23 protein-coding genes are annotated in these 26,562 nt (G+C 37.8%); 12 read left to right on the top strand and 11 right to left on the bottom strand.

What is annotated here, in order from left to right; genetic code table 11:
• Positions 1-59: 59 nt before the first annotated feature.
• The 4 genes from ASE92_RS18320 to ilvA all read left to right on the top strand — a co-directional run bounded on the left by ASE92_RS18320 (position 60) and on the right by ilvA (position 5,836).
• A complete protein-coding gene (locus tag ASE92_RS18320) occupies positions 60-1,565 on the top strand; it encodes an ATP-binding cassette domain-containing protein (protein WP_056851578.1) in 1,506 nt (501 codons plus the stop codon).
• A 44-nt stretch (positions 1,566-1,609) separates the two neighbouring features.
• Positions 1,610-2,710: a 3-isopropylmalate dehydrogenase gene (gene leuB, locus ASE92_RS18315; protein ID WP_056851577.1), complete on the top strand. Its 1,101-nt coding sequence runs from the start codon at positions 1,610-1,612 to the stop codon at positions 2,708-2,710.
• Positions 2,710-4,215, top strand: coding sequence for a 2-isopropylmalate synthase (locus tag ASE92_RS18310; RefSeq protein ID WP_056851576.1), 1,506 nt, complete (start codon positions 2,710-2,712; stop codon positions 4,213-4,215). Before leuB ends, ASE92_RS18310 begins: the two co-directional genes overlap by 1 nt.
• A gap of 370 nt (positions 4,216-4,585) precedes the next feature.
• Entirely contained in the window at positions 4,586-5,836 is a 1,251-nt protein-coding gene (gene ilvA, locus ASE92_RS18305; RefSeq protein ID WP_056851805.1) for a threonine ammonia-lyase IlvA, read from the top strand.
• A 44-nt stretch (positions 5,837-5,880) separates the two neighbouring features.
• Here the strand turns inward: ilvA and hemA are convergent, their stop codons facing one another.
• Positions 5,881-7,107 (bottom strand): glutamyl-tRNA reductase, encoded by a 1,227-nt coding sequence (gene hemA / locus ASE92_RS18300; protein WP_056851575.1) that lies wholly within the window; start codon positions 7,105-7,107, stop codon positions 5,881-5,883.
• A 387-nt stretch (positions 7,108-7,494) separates the two neighbouring features.
• Between hemA and ASE92_RS18295 the strand changes: the two genes are divergently transcribed.
• Positions 7,495-8,319: a S9 family peptidase gene (locus tag ASE92_RS18295; RefSeq protein ID WP_056851574.1), complete on the top strand. Its 825-nt coding sequence runs from the start codon at positions 7,495-7,497 to the stop codon at positions 8,317-8,319.
• A 486-nt stretch (positions 8,320-8,805) separates the two neighbouring features.
• Here the strand turns inward: ASE92_RS18295 and ASE92_RS18290 are convergent, their stop codons facing one another.
• The 6 genes from ASE92_RS18290 to ASE92_RS18265 all read right to left on the bottom strand — a co-directional run bounded on the left by ASE92_RS18290 (position 8,806) and on the right by ASE92_RS18265 (position 15,368).
• Positions 8,806-10,080: a mechanosensitive ion channel family protein gene (locus tag ASE92_RS18290; protein ID WP_056851573.1), complete on the bottom strand. Its 1,275-nt coding sequence runs from the start codon at positions 10,078-10,080 to the stop codon at positions 8,806-8,808.
• Between the two features lie 146 nt (positions 10,081-10,226).
• Positions 10,227-12,209 carry a (E)-4-hydroxy-3-methylbut-2-enyl-diphosphate synthase gene (gene ispG / locus ASE92_RS18285; protein WP_056851572.1) on the bottom strand — a complete coding sequence of 661 codons (1,983 nt, stop codon included), beginning with the start codon at positions 12,207-12,209 and terminating at the stop codon, positions 10,227-10,229.
• Between the two features lie 65 nt (positions 12,210-12,274).
• The gene (locus tag ASE92_RS18280) at positions 12,275-12,877 is read right to left on the bottom strand and encodes an RDD family protein (protein WP_056851571.1); all 603 of its coding nucleotides are present in this window, start codon (positions 12,875-12,877) and stop codon (positions 12,275-12,277) included.
• A gap of 96 nt (positions 12,878-12,973) precedes the next feature.
• On the bottom strand, positions 12,974-13,957 hold the full coding sequence (locus ASE92_RS18275; protein WP_056851570.1) for a LiaI-LiaF-like domain-containing protein: 984 nt from the start codon (positions 13,955-13,957) through the stop codon (positions 12,974-12,976).
• A gap of 5 nt (positions 13,958-13,962) precedes the next feature.
• Complete coding sequence (locus tag ASE92_RS18270) at positions 13,963-14,655, bottom strand: PspC domain-containing protein (RefSeq protein WP_162237774.1); 693 nt, start codon at positions 14,653-14,655, stop codon at positions 13,963-13,965.
• A 23-nt stretch (positions 14,656-14,678) separates the two neighbouring features.
• Positions 14,679-15,368: an SDR family oxidoreductase gene (locus ASE92_RS18265; RefSeq protein WP_056851568.1), complete on the bottom strand. Its 690-nt coding sequence runs from the start codon at positions 15,366-15,368 to the stop codon at positions 14,679-14,681.
• 145 nt (positions 15,369-15,513) lie between these two features.
• On the opposite strand from ASE92_RS18265, the gene ASE92_RS18260 reads away from it, so the two are divergent.
• From ASE92_RS18260 to ASE92_RS18230, 7 genes are all read left to right on the top strand, one after another.
• Positions 15,514-16,248, top strand: a complete 735-nt coding sequence (locus tag ASE92_RS18260) for an ABC transporter permease (protein ID WP_056851567.1) — start codon at positions 15,514-15,516, stop codon at positions 16,246-16,248.
• Positions 16,248-17,000 (top strand): ABC transporter ATP-binding protein, encoded by a 753-nt coding sequence (locus tag ASE92_RS18255; RefSeq protein ID WP_056851566.1) that lies wholly within the window; start codon positions 16,248-16,250, stop codon positions 16,998-17,000. The genes ASE92_RS18260 and ASE92_RS18255 overlap by 1 nt, the downstream gene beginning before the upstream one ends.
• 20 nt (positions 17,001-17,020) lie before the next feature.
• A complete protein-coding gene (locus tag ASE92_RS18250; protein WP_056851565.1) occupies positions 17,021-17,266 on the top strand; it encodes a DUF2281 domain-containing protein in 246 nt (81 codons plus the stop codon).
• Positions 17,266-17,649, top strand: a complete 384-nt coding sequence (locus ASE92_RS18245; RefSeq protein ID WP_056851564.1) for a type II toxin-antitoxin system VapC family toxin — start codon at positions 17,266-17,268, stop codon at positions 17,647-17,649. The genes ASE92_RS18250 and ASE92_RS18245 overlap by 1 nt, the downstream gene beginning before the upstream one ends.
• Positions 17,650-17,652: 3 nt before the next feature.
• On the top strand, positions 17,653-18,534 hold the full coding sequence (locus ASE92_RS18240; protein ID WP_056851563.1) for a class I SAM-dependent methyltransferase: 882 nt from the start codon (positions 17,653-17,655) through the stop codon (positions 18,532-18,534).
• A 99-nt stretch (positions 18,535-18,633) separates the two neighbouring features.
• A complete protein-coding gene (locus tag ASE92_RS18235) occupies positions 18,634-19,677 on the top strand; it encodes a hypothetical protein (protein ID WP_056851562.1) in 1,044 nt (347 codons plus the stop codon).
• Between the two features lie 63 nt (positions 19,678-19,740).
• Complete coding sequence (locus ASE92_RS18230) at positions 19,741-21,147, top strand: hypothetical protein (RefSeq protein WP_056851561.1); 1,407 nt, start codon at positions 19,741-19,743, stop codon at positions 21,145-21,147.
• A gap of 7 nt (positions 21,148-21,154) precedes the next feature.
• Here the strand turns inward: ASE92_RS18230 and ASE92_RS18225 are convergent, their stop codons facing one another.
• The 4 genes from ASE92_RS18225 to ASE92_RS18210 all read right to left on the bottom strand — a co-directional run bounded on the left by ASE92_RS18225 (position 21,155) and on the right by ASE92_RS18210 (position 26,523).
• Positions 21,155-22,243 carry an acyl-CoA dehydrogenase family protein gene (locus ASE92_RS18225; protein ID WP_056851560.1) on the bottom strand — a complete coding sequence of 363 codons (1,089 nt, stop codon included), beginning with the start codon at positions 22,241-22,243 and terminating at the stop codon, positions 21,155-21,157.
• A gap of 30 nt (positions 22,244-22,273) precedes the next feature.
• Positions 22,274-22,894, bottom strand: a complete 621-nt coding sequence (gene pnuC / locus ASE92_RS18220) for a nicotinamide riboside transporter PnuC (RefSeq protein ID WP_056851559.1) — start codon at positions 22,892-22,894, stop codon at positions 22,274-22,276.
• A gap of 297 nt (positions 22,895-23,191) precedes the next feature.
• On the bottom strand, positions 23,192-23,593 hold the full coding sequence (locus tag ASE92_RS18215) for a hypothetical protein (protein WP_056851558.1): 402 nt from the start codon (positions 23,591-23,593) through the stop codon (positions 23,192-23,194).
• A gap of 14 nt (positions 23,594-23,607) precedes the next feature.
• On the bottom strand, positions 23,608-26,523 hold the full coding sequence (locus tag ASE92_RS18210; RefSeq protein WP_056851557.1) for a DNA gyrase/topoisomerase IV subunit A: 2,916 nt from the start codon (positions 26,521-26,523) through the stop codon (positions 23,608-23,610).
• Positions 26,524-26,562 lie beyond the last annotated feature (39 nt).

The following is a 26,562-nucleotide window of genomic DNA, read 5'->3' as shown; positions in this document are numbered from 1 at the left end:
ACAGTAAAAATCAGTGTAATCAATCAATCTGTGTCATCAATCCGCAGGAATTAATAACCATGAAAGAAAGTATAGTCAACATTCAAAACCTAACCTTAAAACACCAACAAAAATCGGTGTTAAAGGATTTGAACTGGACTATTTATCAGGGCGAAAACTGGGAATTAAGTGGCACGAGTGGAAGCGGAAAAACCTCATTAGCTAAAATTATTTCAGGCTTGTTAAGTGCAGCTGGCGAGGTAAAAATTAACTTTAATAATGATAGTCATTTACCAGCACAGGTTTTATTTGTAGAAAGCTGGTACCAGTTTAAAAACCTTGAAGGCGTTGCTAATTTCTATTATCAACAGCGTTATACCAGTCAGCAGGCTAAAGATACCTTAACAGTCCATGCAGAATTAGTTGATTTCGGCAAAGAGAACCATCTACATTTTGATCACGTAGAACCGATTTTAGAAGCACTACACTTTACAACATTTGCCAGTTCTCAATTGATTGAATTATCAAGTGGAGAACATAAAAAACTGCAACTGGTTAAAGCTTTATGGTTGAAGCCGCAATTGTTAATTATCGACCAACCTTATACAGGCCTGGATGCCGCATCTCGTAAAAACCTTAATCTTTTACTGGATGAAGTTTCAATGGATGGCGTTCAATTGATTTTAGTCTCCAACGATTCGGAATTGCCAAGCGCTATTAATCGTTTTGCGGAAATAATAAACGGTCAAATTTCAGTTTCAGATTCAAGACTTATAACATCAGTTTCTGAAGAAAAACATACAAGAGAAATTCCTGATTTCCTTAGGGAATCACCTGCATATTCTTCAAATAATATTGTAAAAATGGTAGATGTTAACATCAGCTATGGTGAAAAACAGGTTTTAAAAAACATCAACTGGGAAGTTAATGCTGGAGAAAAGTGGTTATTGCAGGGTCATAATGGATCTGGCAAATCAACTCTATTGAGTCTTATAAATGGCGACCATCCGCAGTCGTACGCAAACGAGCTTTATTTGTTTGGCAACAGACGTGGGAGTGGCGAAAGCATTTGGGACATTAAACAACATATCGGTTTAATCTCTCCTGAGTTTCATTGGTATTTTGATGCTACCTCAACCGTTTGGGAGAGTATTGCTTCCGGCTTTTATGACACCGTTGGCTTATTTCAGCAATTGCCTTATTCAAAAAGTGAGCAGGTAAATGAACTGATAGCATATTTTGGGATGACCGAGCATAAGAACGAACTTTTAGGCTCGCTTCCATTGGGAAAGCAACGCTTGGTTTTATTGGCAAGAACCATCATCAAAAATCCCGAATTATTGATTCTGGATGAACCATGTCAGGGCTTAGACCAGCAGCAAACAAAGCTTTTTAATCAATTTATTGATGAGTTGTGCAATAACGGCATGACGATGATTTACGTTGGCCATTTTGAATCGCAGCTGCCAACCTGCATAGAAAAGAGAATATTATTAGAAAATGGCGAGGTAAAAGTCGTCGAGAGTTTAAACACCAAAATTCGTCATGACGAGGTACGAAGCAATCTTTTGCATCGTACCATCTAAATGAGATTGCTTCGTACCTCGCAATGACGGCAATATATAATACAATGAAGAAGAACATTTTAGTAATACCTGGAGACGGTATTGGACCCGAAGTTACCAAATGGGGAAAAGCAGCATTAGAAAAAATTGCTGAAATCTTTGGACATGAATTTGTGTTCGATGAGGCTTTAATGGGACATGCAGCGATTGAAGTTACTGGCGAACCACTGCCAGATGAAACTTTAGAAAAAGCCAGAAAAAGTGATGCCATTCTTTTTGGAGCCATCGGACATGCCAAATATGATAACGACCCAAGCCTAAAAGTAAGGCCAGAACAAGGCTTGTTAAAAATCCGTAAGGAACTTGGGTTATTTGCAAACCTCCGCCCGATATTACTCTTTGATGAACTTCTTCAGGCTTCAAGCATTAAACCAGAAATTTTAAGAGGAACAGATATTCTATTCTTCCGCGAACTAACTGGTGATGTTTATTTCGGTGAAAAATCTCGTTCAGAAGACAGAAATACCGCATCAGATTTAATGATTTACCACCGTTACGAAGTGGAGCGTATTGCACATAAAGCTTATCAGGCTGCACAACAACGCAACAAAAGATTGTGCTCGGTAGATAAAGCGAACGTGTTAGAAAGTTCTCGCTTATGGCGTGAAACTGTTCAGGAAATTGCAAAACAATATCCTGATGTGGAAACTGAACACATGTTTATAGATAACGCCGCCATGCAGTTAATTAAAAACCCGAAAAAATTCGATGTGGTACTAACAGCAAATTTATTTGGCGATATCTTAACGGATGAAGCTTCACAAATTGCAGGCTCGATGGGTATGCTAGCCTCTGCATCTGTTGGCGAAAGCACTGGTTTCTTCGAGCCTATTCATGGTTCGGCACACGATATTACCGGAAAAGATTTGGCAAATCCACTGGCCTCTATCCTATCGGCAGCGCTAATGCTCGAAATTGGTTTCGGCCTAAAAGAAGAAGCCAAATTATTGGTTGATACTGTTGACGAAGTCTTGAAAGAAGGTTTCAGAACACATGACATTGCCGACCAGACCACCAACCGATTTAAAGTTTTAGGCACCGCCGAGATGGGTAAATTGGTATTAAAATTCTTATCACAAAAATCAACTACAATCCCCCAAGCATAATGATACACGATCCCAATAAAGTATATATTTTCGACACCACCTTGCGTGATGGAGAACAGGTTCCAGGTTGCCAATTAGACACCAACCAAAAAATTGAAATCGCTAAAGCTTTGGAATTACTTGGCGTTGATGTAATTGAGGCAGGTTTTCCTATTTCGAGTCCAGGCGATTTTCAAAGTGTGGTCGAGTTATCTAAAGCAATAAAAAACCCAACCATTTGTGCGCTAACACGTGCAATAAAAGGGGATATAGATGTTGCGGCAGAGTCTTTACAATACGCAAAATATCCACGCATCCATACTGGAATTGGATCTTCTGATATGCACATTAAATACAAATTTAACAGCACACGCGAGAAGATTTTAGAAAGAGCAGTTGAGGCGGTAAAATATGCAAAGAAATTTGTAGAGGATGTTGAATTTTATGCAGAAGATGCCGGAAGGGCAGATAATGAATTCTTGGCTCAAATGATTGAGGCAGTAATTGCTGCTGGTGCAACGGTTGTAAACATACCGGATACAAATGGTTATTGCATGCCTGATCAATACGGTTCTAAAATTCTTTACCTTAAAGAAAACGTAAAAAATATCGACCAAGCCATTATCTCTGTGCATTGCCATAACGATTTAGGTTTGGCAACAGCAAACAGTATTGCTGGAGTAGTAAACGGTGCCCGTCAAATTGAATGTACCATCAACGGTATCGGTGAGAGAGCGGGAAACACTGCATTGGAAGAAGTTTCAATGATTTTAAAAACCCATAGTTTGGGTTTACATACAGGCATCAACAGCAAACATTTCACCGAAATTAGTGGCATGGTAAGCCGAATGATGCACATGCCTGTACAACCAAATAAAGCAATTGTTGGTAAAAATGCGTTTGCACACAGTTCAGGTATTCATCAGGATGGATTTTTAAAACATCGTGAAAACTACGAAATTATCAATCCAGAAGATGTGGGCTTAAACAGCGCTGACATTATTTTAACCGCAAGAAGTGGTCGCCATGCGTTAAAGCACCACTTAGAACGCTTAGATTACGACATTGATAAAATTAATATCGATGATGTTTACGAGCGTTTTTTAGTTTTAGCCGATGAAAAGAAAGACATTACCGATGACGATTTACTTTTTTTAATGAGTGATGGAGAAACACCTTCATACCTTAACGGTTATAAATTAAACTTGCTTCAGGTGGTTTGTGGCGATTTGGCAAACCCAACCGCTACGATTAAGCTTCAATATAACAACGAAGAGAAAGAAGCGAAGGCAGAGGGAAATGGACCTGTAGATGCCACCATTAATGCAATATCAAGCTTAATTGATAAAGATATTACGCTTAAAGAATTTACGATACAAGCCATGCATGGTGGAAGCGACGACGTGAGTAAAGTGAATATGAAAGTAGATTACAATGGCAAATCCTTCGTAGGCTTTGGTTTTAGCACGGATATTGTAAAAGCTTCGGCAAATGCATATTTAGACGCAATAAACAAGTTTTTGTAAGCAAGCTCAAAGCTGAAAGGTTAAGCTGAAATCATCAACGGAATCGTCATTGCAAGGTACGAAGCAATCTTAAATCGAGAGGAATAATCTTGAGTAGTAAGATTGCTTCGTGCCTCGCAATAATAAATAGAGAAAAGAACATGATTAAATAATTTTGGGGGAAGCTCCCCTCCTTATTTTCAAATAGGGGTCGGGGGTGGTTTTTTACTTCCTTTTACAAAATAATTCCCTAAAAAATTGCAACGCCTGCCGGACAGCCAAAAACGGCAGCGCTGCAACAACCGAAAAAACACTAAACCTGCTTTTTCAAAAAAATTACCAAGATATATACACAATACTAAAAGCCCCTTTAGGGGTTTGGGGTTTAAAAATGAACGACACCATAAAAAATACTTTTGATTTTGAAAGCGCATACCATACCTTAAAAGGTGTGGTAAAACGCACTCCTCTCGAGCTAAACGAAGGTTTATCTTTAAGATATAATGCCAACATTTACCTTAAAAGAGAAGATTTGCAAATTGTACGTTCTTATAAATTGCGTGGTGCCTATAACAAAATCAGCACTTTAAATGCCGATGCCTTGCAAAACGGCATTGTTTGCGCAAGTGCCGGAAACCATGCACAAGGGGTTGCTTATTCCTGCAAAAAACTGGGTATTGAAGGCGTAATTTTTATGCCCGAGATTACGCCAAAGCAAAAAATCAAGCAGGTAAATATGTTTGGTGGCGACAACATTGAAATTGTTTTGGTGGGCGATACTTTTGATGATTGCCTGAAGGAAGCACTCGCTTATTGCGAAGAAAAATCATCAACCTTCATTCCTCCTTTTGATGATGAAAAAGTAATTGAAGGACAAGCAACAGTTGCTATGGAAATCTTTCAGGATTTACCTGAGCTTGATGCCGTTGTAGTCCCGGTGGGTGGAGGCGGTTTAGCTTCGGGCGTAAGTGCCTATTTACAGACTGTAAAGCCCGATGTTAAAATTTTCGGTGTAGAACCCATGGGCGCACCTTCGTTAAGTGAGGCGCTTAAAAATGGCGGGCCAGTAACCGTTGAAAACATAGAGCGTTTTGTTGATGGTGCAGCAGTAAAGCGAATGGGCTGGATTACCTACAACTATTGCAAAGAGTTATTGAGCTCCACTTATTTAATCCCCGAAGGACAAATTTGCACCACCATTTTAAAACTTTACAACGAAGATGCAATTGTGGTAGAACCTGCGGGGGCGCTTTCGGTAGCAGCGCTGGAGCAGGTGAAAGATCAGATTGTAGGGAAAAACATCGTTTGTGTAATTAGCGGTGGCAATAACGATATCGAGCGCATGCAAGAGATTAAAGAAAAATCTTTACTGTTTGAGGGCTTGAAACATTATTTCATTGTTCGTTTCCCACAGCGTCCGGGTGCTTTAAAATTGTTTGTAAACGAGGTTTTAGGTCCACATGATGATATTACCCGTTTTGAGTTTATCAAAAAAACAAATAAAGAAAATGGACCGGCTTTAGTGGGTATAGAATTAACCGACAAAGATGATTATGCAAGTTTATTGCAACGTATGAAAGATTTCAAATTTGAGATTATAGAATTAAACCAGGATCAAACTTTGTTCGAGTATTTAGTTTAAAAGATTAACTGCTCTGAAAGATGATATTTTTTAGAGCAGTTAAATTATGATTCTTTAACCAAAATTTCTTTGGCCATAATCATCGGAACACTGATACATTTCTTCTCCATGTAGTTCATCACCCGTTCTAAAACCTCACGAGAAGCTTCATCCATCTGGCTGATTTCATCGGCAAACACGCCATTTAAAGCTGTATTTTTAATTTCCTTAATCTTCCTTGGAACTTCTTGCATAGCCAGCTCAATGCGGCGTTGCTTTAAAACAGTAAAAAATTCGGTGATGTTGTTGTTAATGATATCTTCCGCATGAACCAATTCGTTGTAACGTTCCTGAATATTTTTGCGGGCAACCTCTTTTAAAGATTCAACCTCGATGTAATGAACGAGATTATTATGTATTACTGCAGGCGCAACATCATTCGGGATCGCTAAATCAACGATCACCTTTTTACCAGTATCTCCATTAAGCAACTTAGCATAAAGTTCTTCATCAATAATAGCCTCTGTAGAACCTGTGCAGGTAATAATCACATCAAAACCTTCGGTAAAATTTTCTAAATCGCTTAACGGATAAGCTTTACCGTTTAATTCTGCAGCCAAAGTTTCAGCCTTAGAAAGCGTACGATTAAAAATAGAAAAGTTTGAATATTTATGTTTGTTAAGATATTTTGCAATATTCTGATTGGTTTCGCCAGCACCAATAATCAGCACCCTCGAATTGCCACACATATTTAATTCTTTAAGCTTACGATAAGCCAAAGAAACCACCGAAACAGGGTTTTTTGAAATATTAGTATGGGTATAAACCTCTTTAGCCGTCTTCACCACCCTATCCATAATCATGCGCATGTAGTCGCCTGTAAAACCTGCATCACGGCAGTTTTCATAAGCTTTACGTATTTGAGCAAGAATTTCCTTTTCCCCAACAACCAAACTCTCTAAAGAGCAAGATGTTCTTAACAAATGATTAAAAGCTTCTTCGTTCTCGTAAACCGTTACGTTATCCAGAAAACGCTCCATAAATTCAGGAGGTAAGCCCATATCCAAAACGGTTAAAAACCGGGTAACAAATTCCTTGTCAGTTTTCTCTTTAGTAAGAAAAACAAACTCTACACGATTACATGTACCAATGTAAAATATTTCACTAACCGGAAGTTCTGTTTGAATATTCTTCAACCTGCTATCTAAACTTTGATCACAAATAACCAATTTCCCTAAAGATTTTAGGTCGATGTGGTGATGCGTAAAAGCTATTACTTTTAAATATTCCAAGTGCTTCCGTTATTAACTATTATCGGGAAACAAAAGTAACACGGTTAGCGGTTGCGAACGTCATTAATCTGTAATATACATCAATTTAGAACGGTTTTAAATAGGCGCATTCTGTTGACAAAATCTTCAAATCGCTTTTAGAAAAGCAAGAAAAGTGTTTCATTTTAATGTTCGTCCTGCTTTCCCTGCAAGCACAATGGAAAATTGTGGCTTTTCATTCAATCAGGCTTAGATCACTCAGGTCGCTGCTCAACAATAAAACCCAACCCATCCCATCAGGAACTTTCCGTTGAAAACAGGGATGGTACGCCTTTATAGTTGATACTCGGATTAAATACAACAAAATCATTATTTGTAGGTTTATAAATTGTACCAATACCTTAAACGATGATTATACAAAATGAGTTTAGCCTTAGTGGTTCAGATGGAAAATTAATTATTGGCGACATTACTTTCGACGATAAAAACCCCAACACGCCTATCTTACTTTTTATTCATGGCTTTAAAGGTTTTAAAGACTGGGGTGCCCATAACCTTGTTGCCCGCTATTTTGCAGCAAACGGTTATCGCTATATTAAATTTAATCTATCGCATAGCGGCGTATCAACTGATCAGCCAAAAGATGTAACCGATTTGGAAACCTTCGCCAGCAATACTGTTTCAAAGGAGCTATTTGATGTTAATGCCGTGCTGGATTACATTGAGAAAGCTTATGGAAAGGAAACGGAAGTAAATATGATTGGGCACAGCAGAGGCGGCGGACTGGCGATCATCGAGGCAGCAAACGATTTAAGAATACAAAAACTAATTACCTGGAGTGCGATTTCAAGTTTTGATAGCCTATGGAAAAAAGAGCAGGAAGCCGGATGGAAAAGCACAGGTAAAATTTACGTGGTTAATGCCAGGACTAAAGAGCAAATGCCACTAAATGTTACTTTGCTTGAAGACTTTGAAGAACATGCTGAAACCTTAAACATTATCGATGCAGCAAAACGCGTCAACATCCCATGGTTAATTGTTCAGGGTGATGATGATGTGAATGTTCCATTTGAGAACGCACAAACGCTGGCTGATGCGAATCCGAACAGCAGGCTGATAAAGATTGAAGGAGCAAACCACGTTTATGGCGCTTCCCATCCTTATGAGCATGAGACTTTGCCTCCGCTTCTATTTAAAGTTTGTGAAAAGGTTCTAACATTTTTGGGAGAATAATTAATATTACGACCGCCTTAAGTTTAATCGCCTAAATATTTAAATTCTTATTAGGGCGGTCGTCACCCTGAATTTATTTCAGGGTCTCAATAGCAAGCAAGATGCTGAAATAAATTACCATTGACATTATTTGTTAAGTAGCTATAAGCAAGCAACTTAAGCTTGACCTGTTTTGCAGTTTGTAGGGCCAAAGTACTGTTTCTCCGTTATACTTTAAACCGGCCTAACAAATTTTTGGGGCTGTATTGTTCAAGCCCTGGCAGAAACTTTAAAACAAAAACGGCGTAGCCCTCATGAATACCAATAAAAAGATAAATATCAATGAATAATTTTCAGCCGGCACTTTTGTTTCTTTTAGTTCCAAAAGAAGGTAGCCCGACTGGCTAAGACAAATAAACACCCCGCTGTAAAAACGTCGCTAATATTGATTTTTATGAAATAAATAACCCTCAGCATCACGAGAGTATAAAGAAGCAATTAGCAAATTTAATCAGTTCCTCTTCCTACAAAACCTCGCATGTCGCTTCCACTCGGGCTTTGAAAAATTTCTAAATCGAAATAAGGAACTGCAGCGAGTAAATGATCGAAAATATCTGCAGCAACTTCTTCAAATTTCTTTAGTCCTTTTTCTTTCGAAAACACATAAATTTCGATAGGTAGACCGTTCTCTGTAGCCTGTAACTGCCTAACCATGAAGGTTAAATCAGTATTGATGTGTGGATTGCTCTCCAAATATTTCTCCGCATAAACCCTAAAGGTTCCTATGTTTGTCATGTGTCGTCCGTTAACCAAATTATTCGGATTTACCGTATTCTCCGCATTAAAAGTTTCGATTTGTAACTGCGTTTCTCTCAAATAATCTTTTAGGAAATCGATGCTTTTTAAACGGCCAATCAACTCATCATCGCAGAATTTAATGCTGGAAATTTTAATGTTGATGTGCCTTTTAATTCTCCGCCCTTCGCTCTCTTCCATTGCCCGCCAATTTTTGAAAGATTCACTTACAATGGCATAACTTGGAACTATCGTCACGGTTTTATCCCAATTTCGAACTTTAATTGTCGTTAGATTAATTTCGGTCACTTCGCCATCGGCACCGTATTTTTCGACGGTAATCCAATCGCCTACCCTTACTAAATCAATGGCGCTCATTTGCACAGAGGCCACAAAACCCAAAATCGGATCGCGGAAAACCAAAATAAAAACCGCTGTTACTGCACCAAAACCTCCAAAAATATACAATGGAGACTGGTTTAAAATAATCGATAAGATCAATACAAACCCTACGATATAGAAAACAATCTTTGCTACTTGCTTATAACTTCTGATCGGTTTATCAGCATATTTTTTGGATGCTTCCATAATGGAAACCAATGCATTCAAGAATGCATTTACTGCAAACATCACCGCTAAAACAATGTATATTTTAGCGAAAATTGAGGCGTAAAACAACCAAACCTTAAAATCAACAAAAACAAAAGGAACAGCGTTATAAATAATATAGGCACCAAAAATGAGTGCAAAAGCCCTAAATACCCTAAATTCAAAAAGTGCGCTCTGCCAGTTAGACTTTGTTTTGGCGCTTTTCACAACGGCAATAAAAGCCTGCCGTGTTAAAAATATTGTGATAAAAAGAAAAAGCGTAACACCAACTAACCCGATGAAGAAATAAGAATAAATTAACTCGCCACCAGTTAAGCCTCTACTCGAAAGCCAGTTTCTGAGTTCACCAAAAATAATTTGAAATTCAGGAATGCGCATAGAGTTAATTTAGGGGTAATTGATTATAGTTCTAGGAATTTGCGGATGATATATAACTTTAAACCCTCGGTGTGTGTCCTTCAAGAGAGAAATTGAATGGATTATAATGGTCTGTGAGGGCACAGACCATGAGAACTAAAACATTTTTAAACCTTCTCTATCCAATTTCCGTCGCCTTTGATAATTTCGATCAATTCATCTAACGCAAAGGCTGTATTTACATTTTTCTTCACTACTTCCTGCCCACGATACAAGGTAATTTTATCAGGGCCCGTTCCTACATAACCGTAATCGGCATCAGCCATTTCACCGGGACCGTTTACAATGCAACCCATGATCCCAATTTTCAACCCTTTTAAGTGGTCAGTACGTGAACGGATTAACTGAGTGGTTTCCTGTAAATCGAAAAGTGTTCTTCCACAACTCGGACAAGAAATATATTCAGTTTTACTAATCCGAGTTCTGGTTGCCTGCAAAATGCCAAAGCTAGTCGCATTCAATAAGGCTAAATTTTGTCCAGCGGCGTCAATCCAAATTCCATCGCCAAACCCATCGGTAAATAATGCACCCAAATCAGTAGCTGCATACAATTGCAAATTATCTGCATCTAAATCTTTATAAGTTCTCTTAATAATTACCGGAATCTGTAGATTTTTTTCTTGTAGCGCAACAAAGAAAGCTCGTTGTTCGGCCATACCGTGTTGAGCCGAAGTGTTTAAAATAAAAACAACATTTACCAATTGATGTAACGACAAGTGATTGAACTGCGTTGCATCAATCTCTACAAAGTTTAAATGCTCATCCTTTATGGTGGAGGCATTAAATTCATCTAAAGAAAATACAGGATGACAATTATGTTTATCTCTTAAAGCCAACCATGTTTTATGGTTATAAATTTGTTTTAAGTTGCCGGGGAACGAAAACGAGGGCAAGTTATCTCCCAAGAAAACCAAATCGCAAGCTTGATCGGTTAAATTGTACTTATCTAATCCTGCGCTATAGTTATAGCCAACAGCATTTAAAAAATAAGGGTCTTTTAAATTTTCTTGCGACACATCGATCATTACTACCGGATGGTGGTGACCACCAATATGTTGTACGGGTTCAGTAACTCTGCGAGAATAGGCATAGGGTGAATAAGTCTGTAGTCTAAAGTCCGAAGTCCGAAGTCTAGATGCGTCATCAATCTCTCGACTTCCGACTTCAGACTTCTGACTTCTTAAAGCATATCGATCTGCCAATGCTTTAGCAACCGGTGCTTCAAATTCAGGATCTTCTGTTAATGATACGCGGATGGTATCACCTAAACCATCTTCTAGTAAAGTTCCAATTCCTACAGCTGATTTAATCCGACCGTCTTCGCCATCGCCCGCTTCGGTAACACCTAAGTGTAACGGATAATTCATCCCTTCTTTTACCATGGTTTCAACCAACAAACGGTAGGCCTGAACCATTACCTGCGTGTTGCTGGCTTTCATGGAAATAACCAGGTTGTAGTAATTTTCAGCTTCGCACATGCGGATAAACTCCATTGCAGATTCTACCATTCCTCGTGGCGTATCACCATAATGGCTCATAATCCGATCAGATAGCGAACCATGATTGGTACCAATACGCATTGCTGTTCCGTACTCTTTGCAGATTTTTATTAACGGAATGAACTTTTTGTTGATTCGCTCCAGTTCTGCGGTATAAGCATCTTGAGTATACTCTAAATTTTCAAATTTCTTTTTATCAGCATAGTTACCAGGGTTTACACGTACTTTTTCCACAATTCTTGCCGCCATTTCTGCAGCATTCGGCGTGAAATGTATATCGGCAATCAGCGGAACATCATATCCACGGAAACGCAACTCCTTTTTGATGTTGGCTAAATTTTCGGCCTCTTTTATACTTGGAGCGGTAATGCGAACATACTCGCAACCCGATTCTACCATGCGTATGGTTTGTTCAACCGTTCCGATGGTATCCATGGTGTCGGTAGTGGTCATAGATTGTATTCGAATGGGGTTGTGACCACCCAAAGCGATGTCACCGATTTTTACTTCACGAGTTAAAAATCTTGAATAAGTGGTTAAACTGTTACAATAACCACCTTCTAAATCATGCTTTACCGATAAATTTTCCATGTGATTGCAAAGATATAGATAGAAATTTGAATGAGAGAATTTTGAAGGAGAGAATGACTTTTATTCTATATCAGCCTATCTTTAATCACCAGCGCATCGGCTGCAATATCGTGCCAGCACTGGTTTTTCTTATTGAGGAAGCTGTACAAATAACCAAAAAAAACTGGCACTACGGAAAGGATTTTGGAGAAATTTCTGGCTAAGGATCTACTAAATGAAATCCGTGATCCTTCGAGATCGGTTACCTTAATGTTGAGTAATTTTTTCCCTATTGTAGCTTGTGAAGCTGAAGATTCGGCAACACTCCCATAAATAAGCTTGATGATAAAAATTGATGGAAATGGAATCAAAAATGCCATTATCCGGGCATCTTTCCCTTCGATAAAAACAAAGCTAACTAAAATGATAACCGAGTAAAATCCAAAGATGATGAAATGGTCAATCACCGAAGCCAACAATCGCTGATCGAAAGCGGCAAAATATTGAGGTGCTGTCTTTTGATACTTAAAACCCAAAAGCTCACGCAATTCTTCCATCGCGTGAGCTTCTTTATAGTCATCCATTCCAGGTTTGCGAATGAATGTATTGGGTGTAATATCTAAATTTTTAAGTTCAGCTAAACTATATGGGCCTTGAGGTTTTCCATTAATTACAACTGTGTATTCCATAAGCCCCTCCAAACCCTCCCCAGAAAGGAGGGCTTTGTATGATTAATATTTTATTTACGAACAGCATCCAGCTCTTCGCTTTATTCTTTGAGCTTTCTAATACCTTGACACTTCAAAGCTACTTAATCCGCCGTCTAAATTGATAAAAATCTTTTTGGTTGATGTTTTATAGTTTGAGGTTTCATAAACGCCATCGCTTAGTTTTTCAAAACCTTCAAAATCTTTTGCAGATAAGCCTGTTTTTGTTTTAATGCGACAACCGGAATTGGTTGGCACTTTAATTTTCACGTCAGCCACTCCCGATTTTACAATCACATCAGTAATGGGAAGTAAGTCGCCGAATTTAATATCCAGCGCTGCTGCACCACCATCAAAACGGAAAGTACGAACTTTGTAATCGGCGAAATCGAAATTGGCTTCACCAGCACCAAGCTTCATCAGAATATCCCAATTGGCAGCTTTGTTCAGTTTAAAATCTACATCGTTACCATTTTCGCCAAATTTCCATTTGCTTTTTCTATCGTCCATGCTAAAAGTAAGCACAGTTGCCGAATCGGTAATTAATTTCTTTAACGAAAAATTACCATGGCTCTTTTTAACCTGGGCATTAATCAGTTCAGATGTTTCGCCGTCCAGGTTGAATGAAATTCCTCCACCGGAAATATTTAAAACGGTTTTCTTAGTATTTTCTGCTTCAACAAAAGGCTCCGCCAATTTCAAGCTGTTAAATGCAGTATCGGTGTGGTCACTTTCATCATCGTTGTCATTGCCGCTATCATCGATAGTAATATCGATATCTTTCTTAAACTTATGGCCCCACCAACCACTTTGACTAGGTTCTTGTTGGCCTTTATAAAATAAAAATGCCAATGCCAAAACTAAAACTCCAACCGAAATGATGCTACCGGTTTGCGAATTGTTTCTATTGAATAATATGTTTAAACCAGCAATGATTAGAAACACAGGCCAAAAGCCCCAAATGCTACGCCAGTAAAAATCAATAACACCAAAGTTTTCTAGTAGAAGTACACCACCAATAAAAAGCAGTAAAATACCCCAAATTAATCTATCTATTTTCATAATGTTTATGCTTGAGGGTGAGTAGTTGATGTTGAATTGTTGTCGTTTTTGGGTTCCTCTTCTACCACTGTAGTTTCAGTAAAATCGGCAGCCTTTTTTTCTTCCTCCTGGGCTTGTTGATTTTGGAATGATGCCCATTCATTTTTTCTTTTTGATTTCGCAATAATGCCAATTCCTAAAGCGATAAAAATAAGCGGCCACATAAACTTGAAGAAGTTGCGGATGGTAAACCACTCGGGAATAAAGTCAAGCTCCCGCATCAAAAATATGCAACCAATTACCAAAAGGAGTAAACCAGCCACGGTTCTTCCAGCATCGTTCGGCTTGCTCATTTTACCAAAATCTGGCTGCGTTTCAAATGGTTTTTTCTCCGTTTCGTTTATCGGTTGAGACCAGTTTGTATTTCCAGTATTGGTAGTTCCTCCAAAAGGATTTGAATTCCCAAATGGCGGTGTATTTGGATTATTTTTGTTAAAATAATCATTAAATTTTGTGAATTTTAACGATGGGTCATTGTTAACCGGCACGATAATCCACATTACGATATAAGCAATTAAGCCGGCTCCAGCCATAAATATGGTTGATAGCACAAATAATAGCCTCACTATGGTAACCTCTACTTGCATGTAATCTGCAAGTCCAGAAGCTACACCGGCAATCATCTTATCGTGTTCGTTTCTAAAAAGCTTCTTTTCCATAACGCTGTTCATTTTGTGTGTGTTTAAAAATTCAGCGGAGTAATCAAAACCTCATCAACATTTACCCCTTTACTTAAGTTTAAAATGGTAAATAAAGTTTCTGCAATATCTTCGGGCTGTACAAATTTTTCATCCGGAATAGTCGTCCCCTCCCAGGATGAGGTTTTTGTTGAACCCGGCAAAAAAGCAGTTACTTTAACGTTGTGAGAAGCTAACTCTTGCCGCAATACATTGTTAAGACTTAACATCGCTGCTTTTGTTACACTATAACTTCCACCATTTTCTACAGGGGCTTTACTTGCTACCGAACAAATATTGAATATATGCCCACGTTGATCTGTACGCATTTTTTTTCCAAAAAATTTACTTATATAATATGCCGCATTCACATTAAGGGCTTGTTGTTTTTCGAAAGCATCATCGGCTTCATCCAACATACTTCCTGGTAAAAAAGCACCAACATTATTAACCAACACATCTGCGAAACCAAAATCGTTTTCTACATCATGTAAAAATTGATAAACTGCATCTTTATCTGCGCAGTCTACCGCGTATACTAAAACTGTTCTCCCACTGAGAAATAATTCATCTCGTAATGCGGTAAGTTCTTCCAAACCCCGAGCTACCAGCGCCAAATGATAACCTTCTTTCCAGAGTTTAATTGCAATTGCTCTACCAATTCCTTTTGTTGCTCCTGTTATTACCGCTTTCATAGTTATTAATTAATTTTTGTTGACAAAAAACCATATTTATATTCTAAACCACGAATATTTTCGCAATTATCAAAGCGCTCCAACTTTTTTATCGTTTCTTTGTAGTAATATAAAATGATCATTTAAATTAAGCAATACATACGGAATGAATTTTACCAATTTCGGCAGATACATCCTGCTACTCAAGTCTGTATTCAGAAAGCCGGAAAAACTGAAAATATATCTCAAAGAAATCGCTAAACAAATGGATTATGTTGGCGTGGGTTCTTTGGGTTTAATTGCCATCATTTCTACGTTTATTGGCGCTGTAATGACTTTACAAATTGCTTTCCAGTTGGTAAGTGATTTTATTCCTAAAACCATTATTGGGTCGGTAAACCGTGATTCGAGTATTTTAGAGTTGAGCCCAACCATTAGTGCTATTGTTTTAGCAGGTAAAATAGGCTCTGCCATCTCATCAGAAATTGGTTCGATGCGTGTTACTGAACAAATTGATGCACTGGAAATTATGGGAATTAATGCACCTGGTTACCTCATTCTTCCAAAAATTATCTCTGGAATAACAATGGTTCCCATGTTGGTTATCATTTCCATGTTTTTAAGTATTTCTGGTGGTTACATTGGTGGATCAATTTCCGGAGCAGTAACCCCATCCGAATATATCCAAGGGATTACAACAGATTTTAATCCTTACACTATAGTTGTAGCATTAGTTAAGGCTTTTGTTTTTGGTTTCATCATTACCTCGGTACCGGCTTATGAAGGTTTCTATGTTCGTGGTGGTGCTTTAGAGGTTTCACAGGCAAGTACAAGAGCGGTTGTTATTAGCTGTATTTCTATTCTTGTTTGCGATTATTTGGTTACTCAACTGTTATTGTAATGATTGAAGTTAAAGACATATACAAATCATTCTCTGGGAACGATGTTTTAAAAGGCATTTCAGGAAAATTTGAAGAAGGAGTAACCAATTTAATTATTGGAGGCTCTGGATCTGGAAAAACAACGCTCTTGAAATGTATGGTTGGCTTGCACCAGCCAGATTCGGGTTCTGTTTTATACGATGGGCGTGATTTTACGCCAATGACTTATGAGCAACGCATTGAAGTTCGTAAAGAAATTGGAATGCTCTTCCAGGGATCGGCTTTATTTGATAGTATGACGGTGGAGGATAACATCATGTTTCCTTTAAACATGTTTACTGATCAAACCCGTAAAGAAAAGATAGAGCGTGTAAACTTCTGTTTAGAACGCGTAAACCTGGCAGGTAAAAACAAACTTTTTCCTGCAGAGCTTTCTGGTGGGATGAAAAAGCGTGTGGGTATTGCCCGGGCAATTTCGATGAACCCGAAATACTTATTCTGTGATGAGCCAAACTCCGGTTTAGATCCAAAAACATCTATCGTTATTGATGAACTGATCCAAGAACTTACTGAAGAGTTTAAAACTACAACGATTGTGGTTACTCACGATATGAACTCGGTAATGGGTATTGGAGATTACATTTTATTTTTACACGAAGGAAAGAAATTTTGGGAAGGCAGCAACAAGGAAATTGCCCATACAGAAATTAAAGAACTTAATGATTTTGTATTTGCAAGTCGCTTCATGAAAGCTGCAAAAGACAAGTTTTAAGAAAATCCTTATATTTGGCTATGACTACGGCTACGCAAAATATCATTAAAAAATTAGAAACCTTACCAGAAGGCATGGTAAACGAGGTAGAAGATTTTATTGATTTTTTGAAAGCTAAGCACGCTAAAAACTTCTTCAAACCATCTGAAGAGAATAATAATGTGGTTGAAGAACCAAAAAGTTTATATGGAGCAGCGAAGGGAACTATTCTTTATATATCTGATGATTTTAACAAACCGTTGGATGAATTTAAAGATTACATGTAATGCGTTTTTTGCTTGATACTCATATATTCTTATTCTTTATAAATGGAGAATCCTCAATAAGTGAAGAGATCATTGAAATTCTAAATGATAAACAGACAGAAAAGTTTATCAGCATTGTGAGTATTTGGGAAATTACAATTAAGATGAACATTGGAAAACTTAGGCTCAAAGATGACCTAAAATCCATTTACATTTTACTAGACAATTTTGATATAAAGATACTTCAACTAAATAAAATAAACTTCGAAGTATATTTATCCTTACCATTTATTCACAAAGATCCTTTTGATAGAATGATCATTTCGCAAGCTGTAGCAGATGATTTAACATTGATAACTGATGACCAATACATCAGAAGTTATCCAAATTTAAAGTTATTTTAATACATGATACAATTATTAGCCCCCACCCATTGGAAAGATTATGAACTGATTGATTGCGGGGATTTTGAAAAATTAGAACGTTTTGGTACTGCAATATTAATTCGCCCTGAACCGCAGGCGGTTTGGAAAAAAACGTTATCAGAGCAAGAGTGGAAAAAAACAGCTAACATTACTTTTAGAGGTCGATCGGCAACGTCAGGAGAATGGGTTAAGAAAAACCAATCGATTCCAGACCGTTGGCATGTCGAATATAAAAATAACGAAGTCGCCATTAAACTACGTTTAGGCTTAACTTCATTTAAACACGTTGGTGTTTTCCCAGAGCAGGCTGTAAACTGGGATTTTATCTCATCATCCATAAAAAAATTTAAAACACCGCAGCCCAAAGTATTAAACCTTTTTGCTTATACAGGTGCAGCTTCGCTTATTGCGAACGCCGCCGGTGCAGAAACCACTCACGTTGATTCGATTAAACAAGTAGTTACCTGGGCCAATGAAAACCAAGAACTTTCTGGATTAAAAAATACCCGCTGGATGGTGGAAGATGCTTTAAAATTCGTTAAAAAAGAACTCAAAAGAGGAAAAAAATACAATGGAATTATCCTCGATCCACCAGCTTACGGTCATGGACCAAATGGCGAAAAATGGAAATTGGAAGATCATATCCAAGAGATGATGCAAGATGTTGTTCAGCTTTTAGATGAGAACGAACATTTTTTAATTCTCAACACTTATTCTTTAGGATTTTCTTCCGTTATTGTGGAAAATTTAATTCGCACCTCATTCCCTGGCGTCAAAAATTTAGAAACCGGAGAATTATATTTACAAGCTACAGCGGGCGTTAAATTACCCTTAGGTGTATTTGGCAAATTCTGCAATGTGTAAATGTTAATTACTTTATTTTAAACTACCGGATTTCCATCCTACTTTCATGCAAAACAGATTCGGAAAAACTGTCTACACTTTAATACTATAATAAAATCTATGAAACTTCCTCAATTAGCAGGTACTTTAATGCTCGGGCTTGCTACGGTAACCTTATTTGCTAACTGCACAGCAGATGGCAAAAATGGCGGTGGCAATGGCTCAAGTGCCGACACTTCTAAAAAGAAAACAGATTCAACAGTAAATATCATGAAACCTGTTGATAGAAAACTATATGACTCGTTGGATAAAAAATTGGCTAATGGTGATACAACAGGCAGATGGCCGGTTAAAAACCAACCTACGCCACTAGCTGGAGCAATATTGCCATTTAAACGTATTGTAGTTTACTATGGCAACCTGCACTCAAAAAAAATGGGCGCTTTAGGCGAATACGCTCCTAAAGAAATGTGGCAACGCTTAAATACAGAGGTTAAAAAATGGGAGAAAGCAGATCCAACTACTCCAGTTCAGCCAGGTTTACATTACATCGCAGCAGTAGCTAGCGGTACTCCAGGTAAAGATGGAAAATACATCAACCGTATGGGTAATAAACAGATTGATTCGGTTTTGAAAATCTCTAAGATGCAACCCAATACGATCGTATTTTTAGATCTTCAGGTGGCATTAAGTACCATCAAGGCAGAATTACCCCACATCGAAAAATATTTACAACTACCCTACGTACACTTAGGTATCGATCCTGAGTTCTCCATGAAAGATGGATCACTTCCGGGTAAAAAGATAGGTACTTATGATGCAGCAGACATTAATTATGTAACAGGTTACTTAGCAGATTTGGTTAAAAAATATAACCTGCCTCCAAAAGTTTTCGTTTTACACCGTTTTACAAAGAAAATGGTAACCAACTCTAAAAACATTAAATTGCGCCCAGAGGTACAGGTTGTAATGCATATGGATGGATGGGGCGAACCAGAATTGAAAAAAGGTACATACAGACATTTTATTCAAAGCGAACCCGTTCAGTTTACTGGTTTCAAATTATTCTATAAAAATGATTTGAAGAAAGCACCTAACAGATTGATGACACCAGAGGAGTTGCTAAAACTTACACCAAAACCGATCTACATTCAGTATCAATAATATTTTAAGCCCGCAGCCAATGTTGCGGGCTTTTGTTTTTTAAATCACCCAATTACGCTCTTCATGAAATCCATCTTAATTATTACTGCATTTCTAATTTCTTCATTGGCCAGCTTTTCGCAAAAACTTAAATCTGCCAAATCATTGACCACCGCGTTCTCTACAGCTGCAAAAAGCGGAAAGCCGGTATTCCTGATCATTAATACTCCTACTATTGATCACTTGAAAAAACTACCTGAGAATGCCAAAGTAGATTTCACATCTGCTTTAGATGACAAAGAGGTCATATCAAAAGTCGAAGAAAACTTTGTAGTATATAATACTACGATGGTTGATACCAGTGTGCGGTCTATCATGCGTTCGGGCAATATCAAACAATTTCCTGCGTATATCTTTCTTCGGTCGAACAGAGAAATATTTTTTAGTGAATCTGCAAACTCTACAGACAAAAACAGATATTTTTCAATGATTGAAAGGGCAAAAGCTGCTTTTAAAGAAAAGTCAATTTCAGACCTGGAGAAGGATGCTCAACAGAAGGGAGACGCTGCAACATTAAAGAAGTTAATCGATGCCCGCAAGAAAATTGGTATCACGAATAACGCAGACTTAATAGAGCAATATGTTGGTAATTTAAAAATAAGTGATTTTAACAATTATGATAATGTAGTTTATATTCTAGAGGCCGGCCCCTATGCCGATGGCACCGCATACAGGCTTGCCTATACAAACCGAAAGCTTATAGATAGCATATACAAAACAGAACCACAATATAAAAGGGTAGCATTTAACAATGCAATTATATCAAATACGATGATTGCTGCGGCGAAAGATAAGAATCTAAATAAAGCGATGGCAGGTGCAAATTTTGCCCGGTCAACTTGGTCTAGAGATTACCGTGGAGCCGATAAGTCGTATAATAACCAAATGCTCTGGTATTATAGTACTGTGAAAGATACTGCTTCATACCTTAGAACGGCAGCATATTTCTACGACAATCATTACATGAATATCGGTGCAGATAGCATCAAAAAAATTGAACAGCGAAACCATACAGTTAATTCAAAAAATCAATCGCTTCAATTGGGCGCAAAGAAGATGGTTTCAAAAGAGAAAATGGATAGTCTAATGAAACTTCCCGGCATTAAAACGGTGACATCATCTATCGTATCTATAAGTTCTTCAGGTAATAACTACGCAAATGAACTAAACAATGCAGCCTGGAAGTTTTACGAAATTGGAACTAAGAATATCAATTATTTAACCAAGGCCATGCTTTGGAGTCGGCGGTCAATAGAATTAAATCCAATTTCGGGATATTACGATACGTTAGCTCATATTTTATATCGAATTGGATACTTCGAAGAAGCAATTAAAACGCAAGAAATAGCTATCGAGAAAGCTAAGAAGGAGCAGATATCAACTACTAACTTTGAACTTGAGCTGAAAAAAATTAAAGCAAGAACATTATAATAAATTGCTAATCTATAAAAGTTAACAACGCATGTTGGCTAGCTGTATGGATGTCTCGCCAAACTCTATTGATTTCGCTTTCTTTCTTTGCAGCTTCTAATCCGCAATACGGAAATAAAGTATCACTCGCTCGTCGGCAAGCATGAGCGAGTTTCCTGCTTATCAAACTCACTTCTGAAAGTAAATTTTCTCCAATTTTTCCTGATCTACTCAATTGGTTCCAGGATTGATCGAAGGAATTATAGAACCTGCTGCGTAAATCTGCAATCTCTTCTTTACATTTTTGCAACTCTGACTGGAAGAACAAAATCTGTTGTTCATTGTATCTCTTCAACCCCGATCGTGATTTAAAAGCTTCTTCTACAAGTGCTATAAAATGTTTTGCCATACCTAAGCTATTTACAGCCAAAGTAGTTTCTGCAAGCTGTAGAAAAGGATAGTCAAAACCTTCATCAGCAACTTTGATATTACTATTAATGGTAAAAGTTCTATTGGTTGGTAGTACTAAATCTTTCACTTCAAAGGCATGGCTTCCGGTAGCAATTAACCCAAAGTAAGACCATCCTGCTAAAATTTCTACTTCATCCCGCTTAAGAATAAATGATTTAATAACCGGGTTTCCGTTCTCATCCTGAACGTCGCTTTCATCTGGATTTTTTAGCACACAATTGGCGGTAAATATAGTAGCGTGTAAAGCTCCACTTGCATATTTCCAGTGGCCGTTTACAACATAACCTTCAGCCGTTTTAACCGCCGTACCACCAACTGCACCGCTTCCAGCAAAACAAACTTCTCGGTCTGCAAATATTTCCAAAGCCAATTCCCGATTTAAAAAACCCGCGAACCATGCTGCTCCAGCACACAAAGTAATAGTCCAGCCTAAGCTTCCATCGGCTTCGGCAAGTTCTTCCTCTAATCTTAATATTTCTGGAAGCTTTTTACCTGCACCCCCATAAATCTCGGGCACAAAAAGTTTAAACCAATTTTCCTGATAGGCAAGTTCTAAAATCTCCGGGTGCAGCTCGCCCATTTTTTCAGATGATGCCGCGAATGCCTTTACCTTTTCCTGCCAGGTTTGTGTTAATGTATTTCCCATGGGATTTTGATTTAATATAGGGTTGACGTGTTAAATGGTTCGAAGGCTTCTTTTACCTATAATCTTCTTCCAATCGATAAAACCGAAAATGGCAACTACAAACAAGAAAATAGTTAAACAAGCCATTAAAGGCAATTTTTTATGAAACAGAAGCGGGATGGCTACAATGTTCGACACATTTAGAAAAATCCAGTTTTCAATTTTACGTTTGGCCAAAAGCCACATTCCTGCCCAGGCTGTACTTGATACAAATGCATCGAGAAGTGGTACATCTGAATCGGTATGGTTTCGCAATACGAAATAGAAAACAAAAAAGCCAACTACCGAAATCATAACCGCAATGAGCAATTCATTGTTAGTACTCCAGGCCACTTGGTTTGCCCCCTCAACTTTCCGTTTCTTCCAGATAATCCAACCGTAAACGCTCATGATTAAATAGTAAATACTAAGGCACATTTCGGCATATAGCTTTACATTTAAAAGCAGATACATGGATAATAAGATAGAAACAATACCCGTAGGATAAAGCCAAATGTTGTTTTTCTTTGCCAGCAGCACTTCTGAAACGCCAAAGCCTACGGCAAGCCATTCGATTAACGAGGTATGTAAAATTTGCTCCTGGAAAAGCCTGAACCACTCTTGAAAATTCATTAACAATAATTTTATGTCTTCCAACTAATAAAAAATAATTGAAAACTGCTTTCAGGGCGAAACAGTAAGATAAATTTAACCTCTTCCCTCCGTCGGCATTATCCGAATCAGGTACATTTAAGTTGAAAGTTTAGTGTTCAAAGTTGAAAATTCCTCAAACTTTTCACTCTTGACTTTTCACTTAAAATGGGTGTAATCTCAGCCTCTTGATTGCAACAGAAATCGCAGAACAAAAAGCACCCCTTTGAGTGACGCAAATATAGTTTTTATATTTAGAAGATACGTAATTGAAAGATATTATTGTTTTAGCTTGCCAACTATTGGAGGATTACCTGAGCCCCCAATTCTTTTGAACGTTAGGTAGTCGAATTTACCATCAAGATTTATACTACAAAGGAAATCAGCATTTATATTTTTATCTTTACAAGAAAAAAGATAGTAAAAATTTCTATCCTGCATAAATTTAAATTCTGCAGACTTGAAACCATCAATCATATCATGAATTTTACTTAGATATTTAGTGGTTTCTTCTTTTGTCATTTTCAATTTGAATCCACTAGAAAAGGTCCCGTAAATATCATCGTACTTGGCTGAATTAAAATCGATCAGAAACTTTTGAATTGTTTTTTCCGCTACTTTATCTTGAGCAAATACAACATTTGAAAAAGAAATAAATAATAAAAATAAAGAAACTCTCATATTTCATTAAGCTTTTAAAATAAGCCTAATTGTCCTTTCTCATCAATTTCTATATCATCTGGATTAGTGATTTCAAAATCAACTTTCTTAATAGGCTTTTCTTCTTTTGGTTTCTCCGATTCTTTAGCTGGCTGATTTTTTACCGCATCTGCTTTAGGTTCCTTAACTGGTTCTTCAACAGCTTTCGCCTCATCGACTGCTTCTTCAGCCTGTGGCTTTTCCAACACGCTTGGCTTTTCAGCTATCACATCAGGCTTACGCTCAAATTTAGGCTTTGGCTTTTCCTGTATAGATTCGTCAACCTTATTAGTCACTACGTTTTCAGGAGCCGCTTCCTCATTATCTTCTTCTATCTCCACAGTGTTCTCTTCAACCGAAGTTTCATCTTCTCCACTACCCTCATTTTCACTAGCTTCTTCCGCTTCGATTTCAGGCTCTTCTAAAACTACCTTTTGAACATCGTGAGGTGATAAACGATTGCCATTGGCTTTCAAACCTTTTACATCTATCAGTTCGGCCAATGTTAAGTCAAGTGTTTCCGGAATTTGTGTCTTGCCTTTCAGTACATCAACCACTACTTTAGCAGCAGGATTTGACGTGAGAAATAACAACCTGGATTTTGGTTCTTCGCTAATAAAAACTACCTTTTTACCATTCGTCTGTAATTCAAAATTGAAGCGTTTGATGAAATAATTTTGTGCCTTTCCTTCAAAATGAACAGCAGCAAATATCTTTTCGGCATCAAACTTCTCAATCAAAAGTAGTCCATCATCAAAGTGATTACTGAGTTCAAAAGAGCTAAGTTCGTAATATCCATCTTTGTGAACCTGCAAAATTCTGTCATCGCCATCAAATTCGCCTAGGTACTTCCCTCGTCCATCAACATTTAAACGTTTCAGTAAATCATCATACCAAATTTTTAGTCCTGATAAAGTGGATACCCCTTTGCTTTTCAGAATGATTTTCTTGACAGGATATTTGGAAATAATATTTCCTTGCGAACCACGCCCTTTTATGGCAACCTCTGCGAAATCTTGATCAAATTGCAGTTTACGTAACTTCGAATGCGGCTTTAAGGCAACGTTTACCACTTCTGCCTCACCATTTGGATTAGCGGTAAAATATAAAACTTTCGAACCTTTCGAACCCTTAGTTAAATCGTATTCCTTATCTCGGGTAACCCCAACAACCGCAAAACGTTTGATGTAAGCGGTTCCTGACGAACCATCTTTATAAATCATGTTGTAAATTGTTCGCTCGTCGTTTTTCTTAAAAACCTGCGCATGGATAATCCCCTTACCAACAAAAGTTTTATCAGCAACCTTGGTAATCATGCATTTTCCATCCTCACGGAAAACAATTACTTCATCAATATCAGAGCAATCGGCAATAAATTCATCTTTACGCAAACCGGTTCCAATAAAACCATCCTCGCGGTTCATATACAACTTAACATTTGCCAAGGCTACTTTTGATGCCTCTACCCTATCAAATAAACGGATTTCGGTTTTTCGTTCTCTGCCTTTGCTATACTTATCTTTTAGTTTCTGAAACCAGGCGATGGCATAATCCGTTAGATGTTTCAAGTGATTTTTAACCACTTTGATTTCATCCTCCAGGTTTTTCATCTGCTCGTCGGCCTTTTTCACATCAAACCGGGTGATGCTACTCATCGGTTTATCGATCAGTTTCTTAAAATCCTCAGGCAATATTTCGCGATAAAGCGATGGCTTAAAAGGATCAAAAAGCAAGTGTAAAACTTCAACTACAGTATCAAAGTTGGCAGAATTTTCATATTCAGGATTTTTATACATTCCCTCCTGAATAAATATTTTTAAAAGCGAACTGAAGAAAATTTTCTCCTGTAACTCGTGCAGGCGAATCTCCAATTCTTTTTTCAATAAACTTTTAGTATGCTTTGTATTTTCAATTAAGATATCATTCACACTCATAAAGTGTGGTTTGTCACCTTGAATAATACACGTATTTGGAGAAATGGAAACCTCACAAGCAGTAAAAGCATAAAGTGCATCGATGGTCACATCCGGTGAAATACCAGGCGCTAAATGCACAATAATTTCTACATGAGCCGCTGTACTGTCCTCAATCTTCTTGATTTTTATTTTACCCTTATCATTGGCAGCCAAAATACTATCAATGATGGAACTGGTAGTGGTACTATAAGGAACTTCCGTTATAACCAGTGTCTTTTTATCCTTTTCGGTAATTTTAGCACGAACACGGATTTTCCCACCCCGCTGACCTTCATTATAGTTTGAAAAATCGGCCATTCCACCCGTAAAAAAGTCGGGCAAAATATTAGGCCGAACGCCTTTCAGGGCATCAATGGAGGCATCTAACAATTCGATAAAATTGTGAGGCATTACCTTTGTAGCCAAACCTACTGCAATACCTTCTGCCCCTTGTGCCAATAACAACGGAAATTTCACCGGTAAAGTAATCGGTTCGTTGTTACGTCCATCATAACTCAACTGCCACTCTGTAGTATCAGGATTGAAAACAACTTCATTGGCGAACTTAGATAACCGGGCTTCAATATATCTCGGTGCCGCAGCACTATCGCCGGTAATTGGGTCGCCCCAGTTACCCTGCATGTCAATTAGCAAATCTTTCTGTCCAATCTGCACCATCGCATCTCCGATAGAAGCATCCCCGTGAGGGTGATATTTCATCGTATTACCAATTACGTTTGCTGCTTTATTGAAACGTCCATCGTCCATTTCCTTAAGCGAGTGCATAATACGACGCTGAACAGGCTTCAATCCATCATGAATATGCGGAACTGCCCTGTCCAGAATTACATAAGATGCGTAATCGAGGAACCAATTTTCGTACAAACCGTTAATTGGTGTAATGGTGTGTTTATGCTCTTCGTTTGGATTTAGGTTTTGATCTGATTCTTCACTCATTTATCTACAGAAATTGGCAGCCGTAAATATAATAAAAAT

Source organism: Pedobacter sp. Leaf41 (genome assembly GCF_001422545.1).
Classification (GTDB): Bacteria; Bacteroidota; Bacteroidia; order Sphingobacteriales; family Sphingobacteriaceae; genus Pedobacter.
This window is presented reverse-complemented; position numbering and strand designations above follow the sequence as displayed.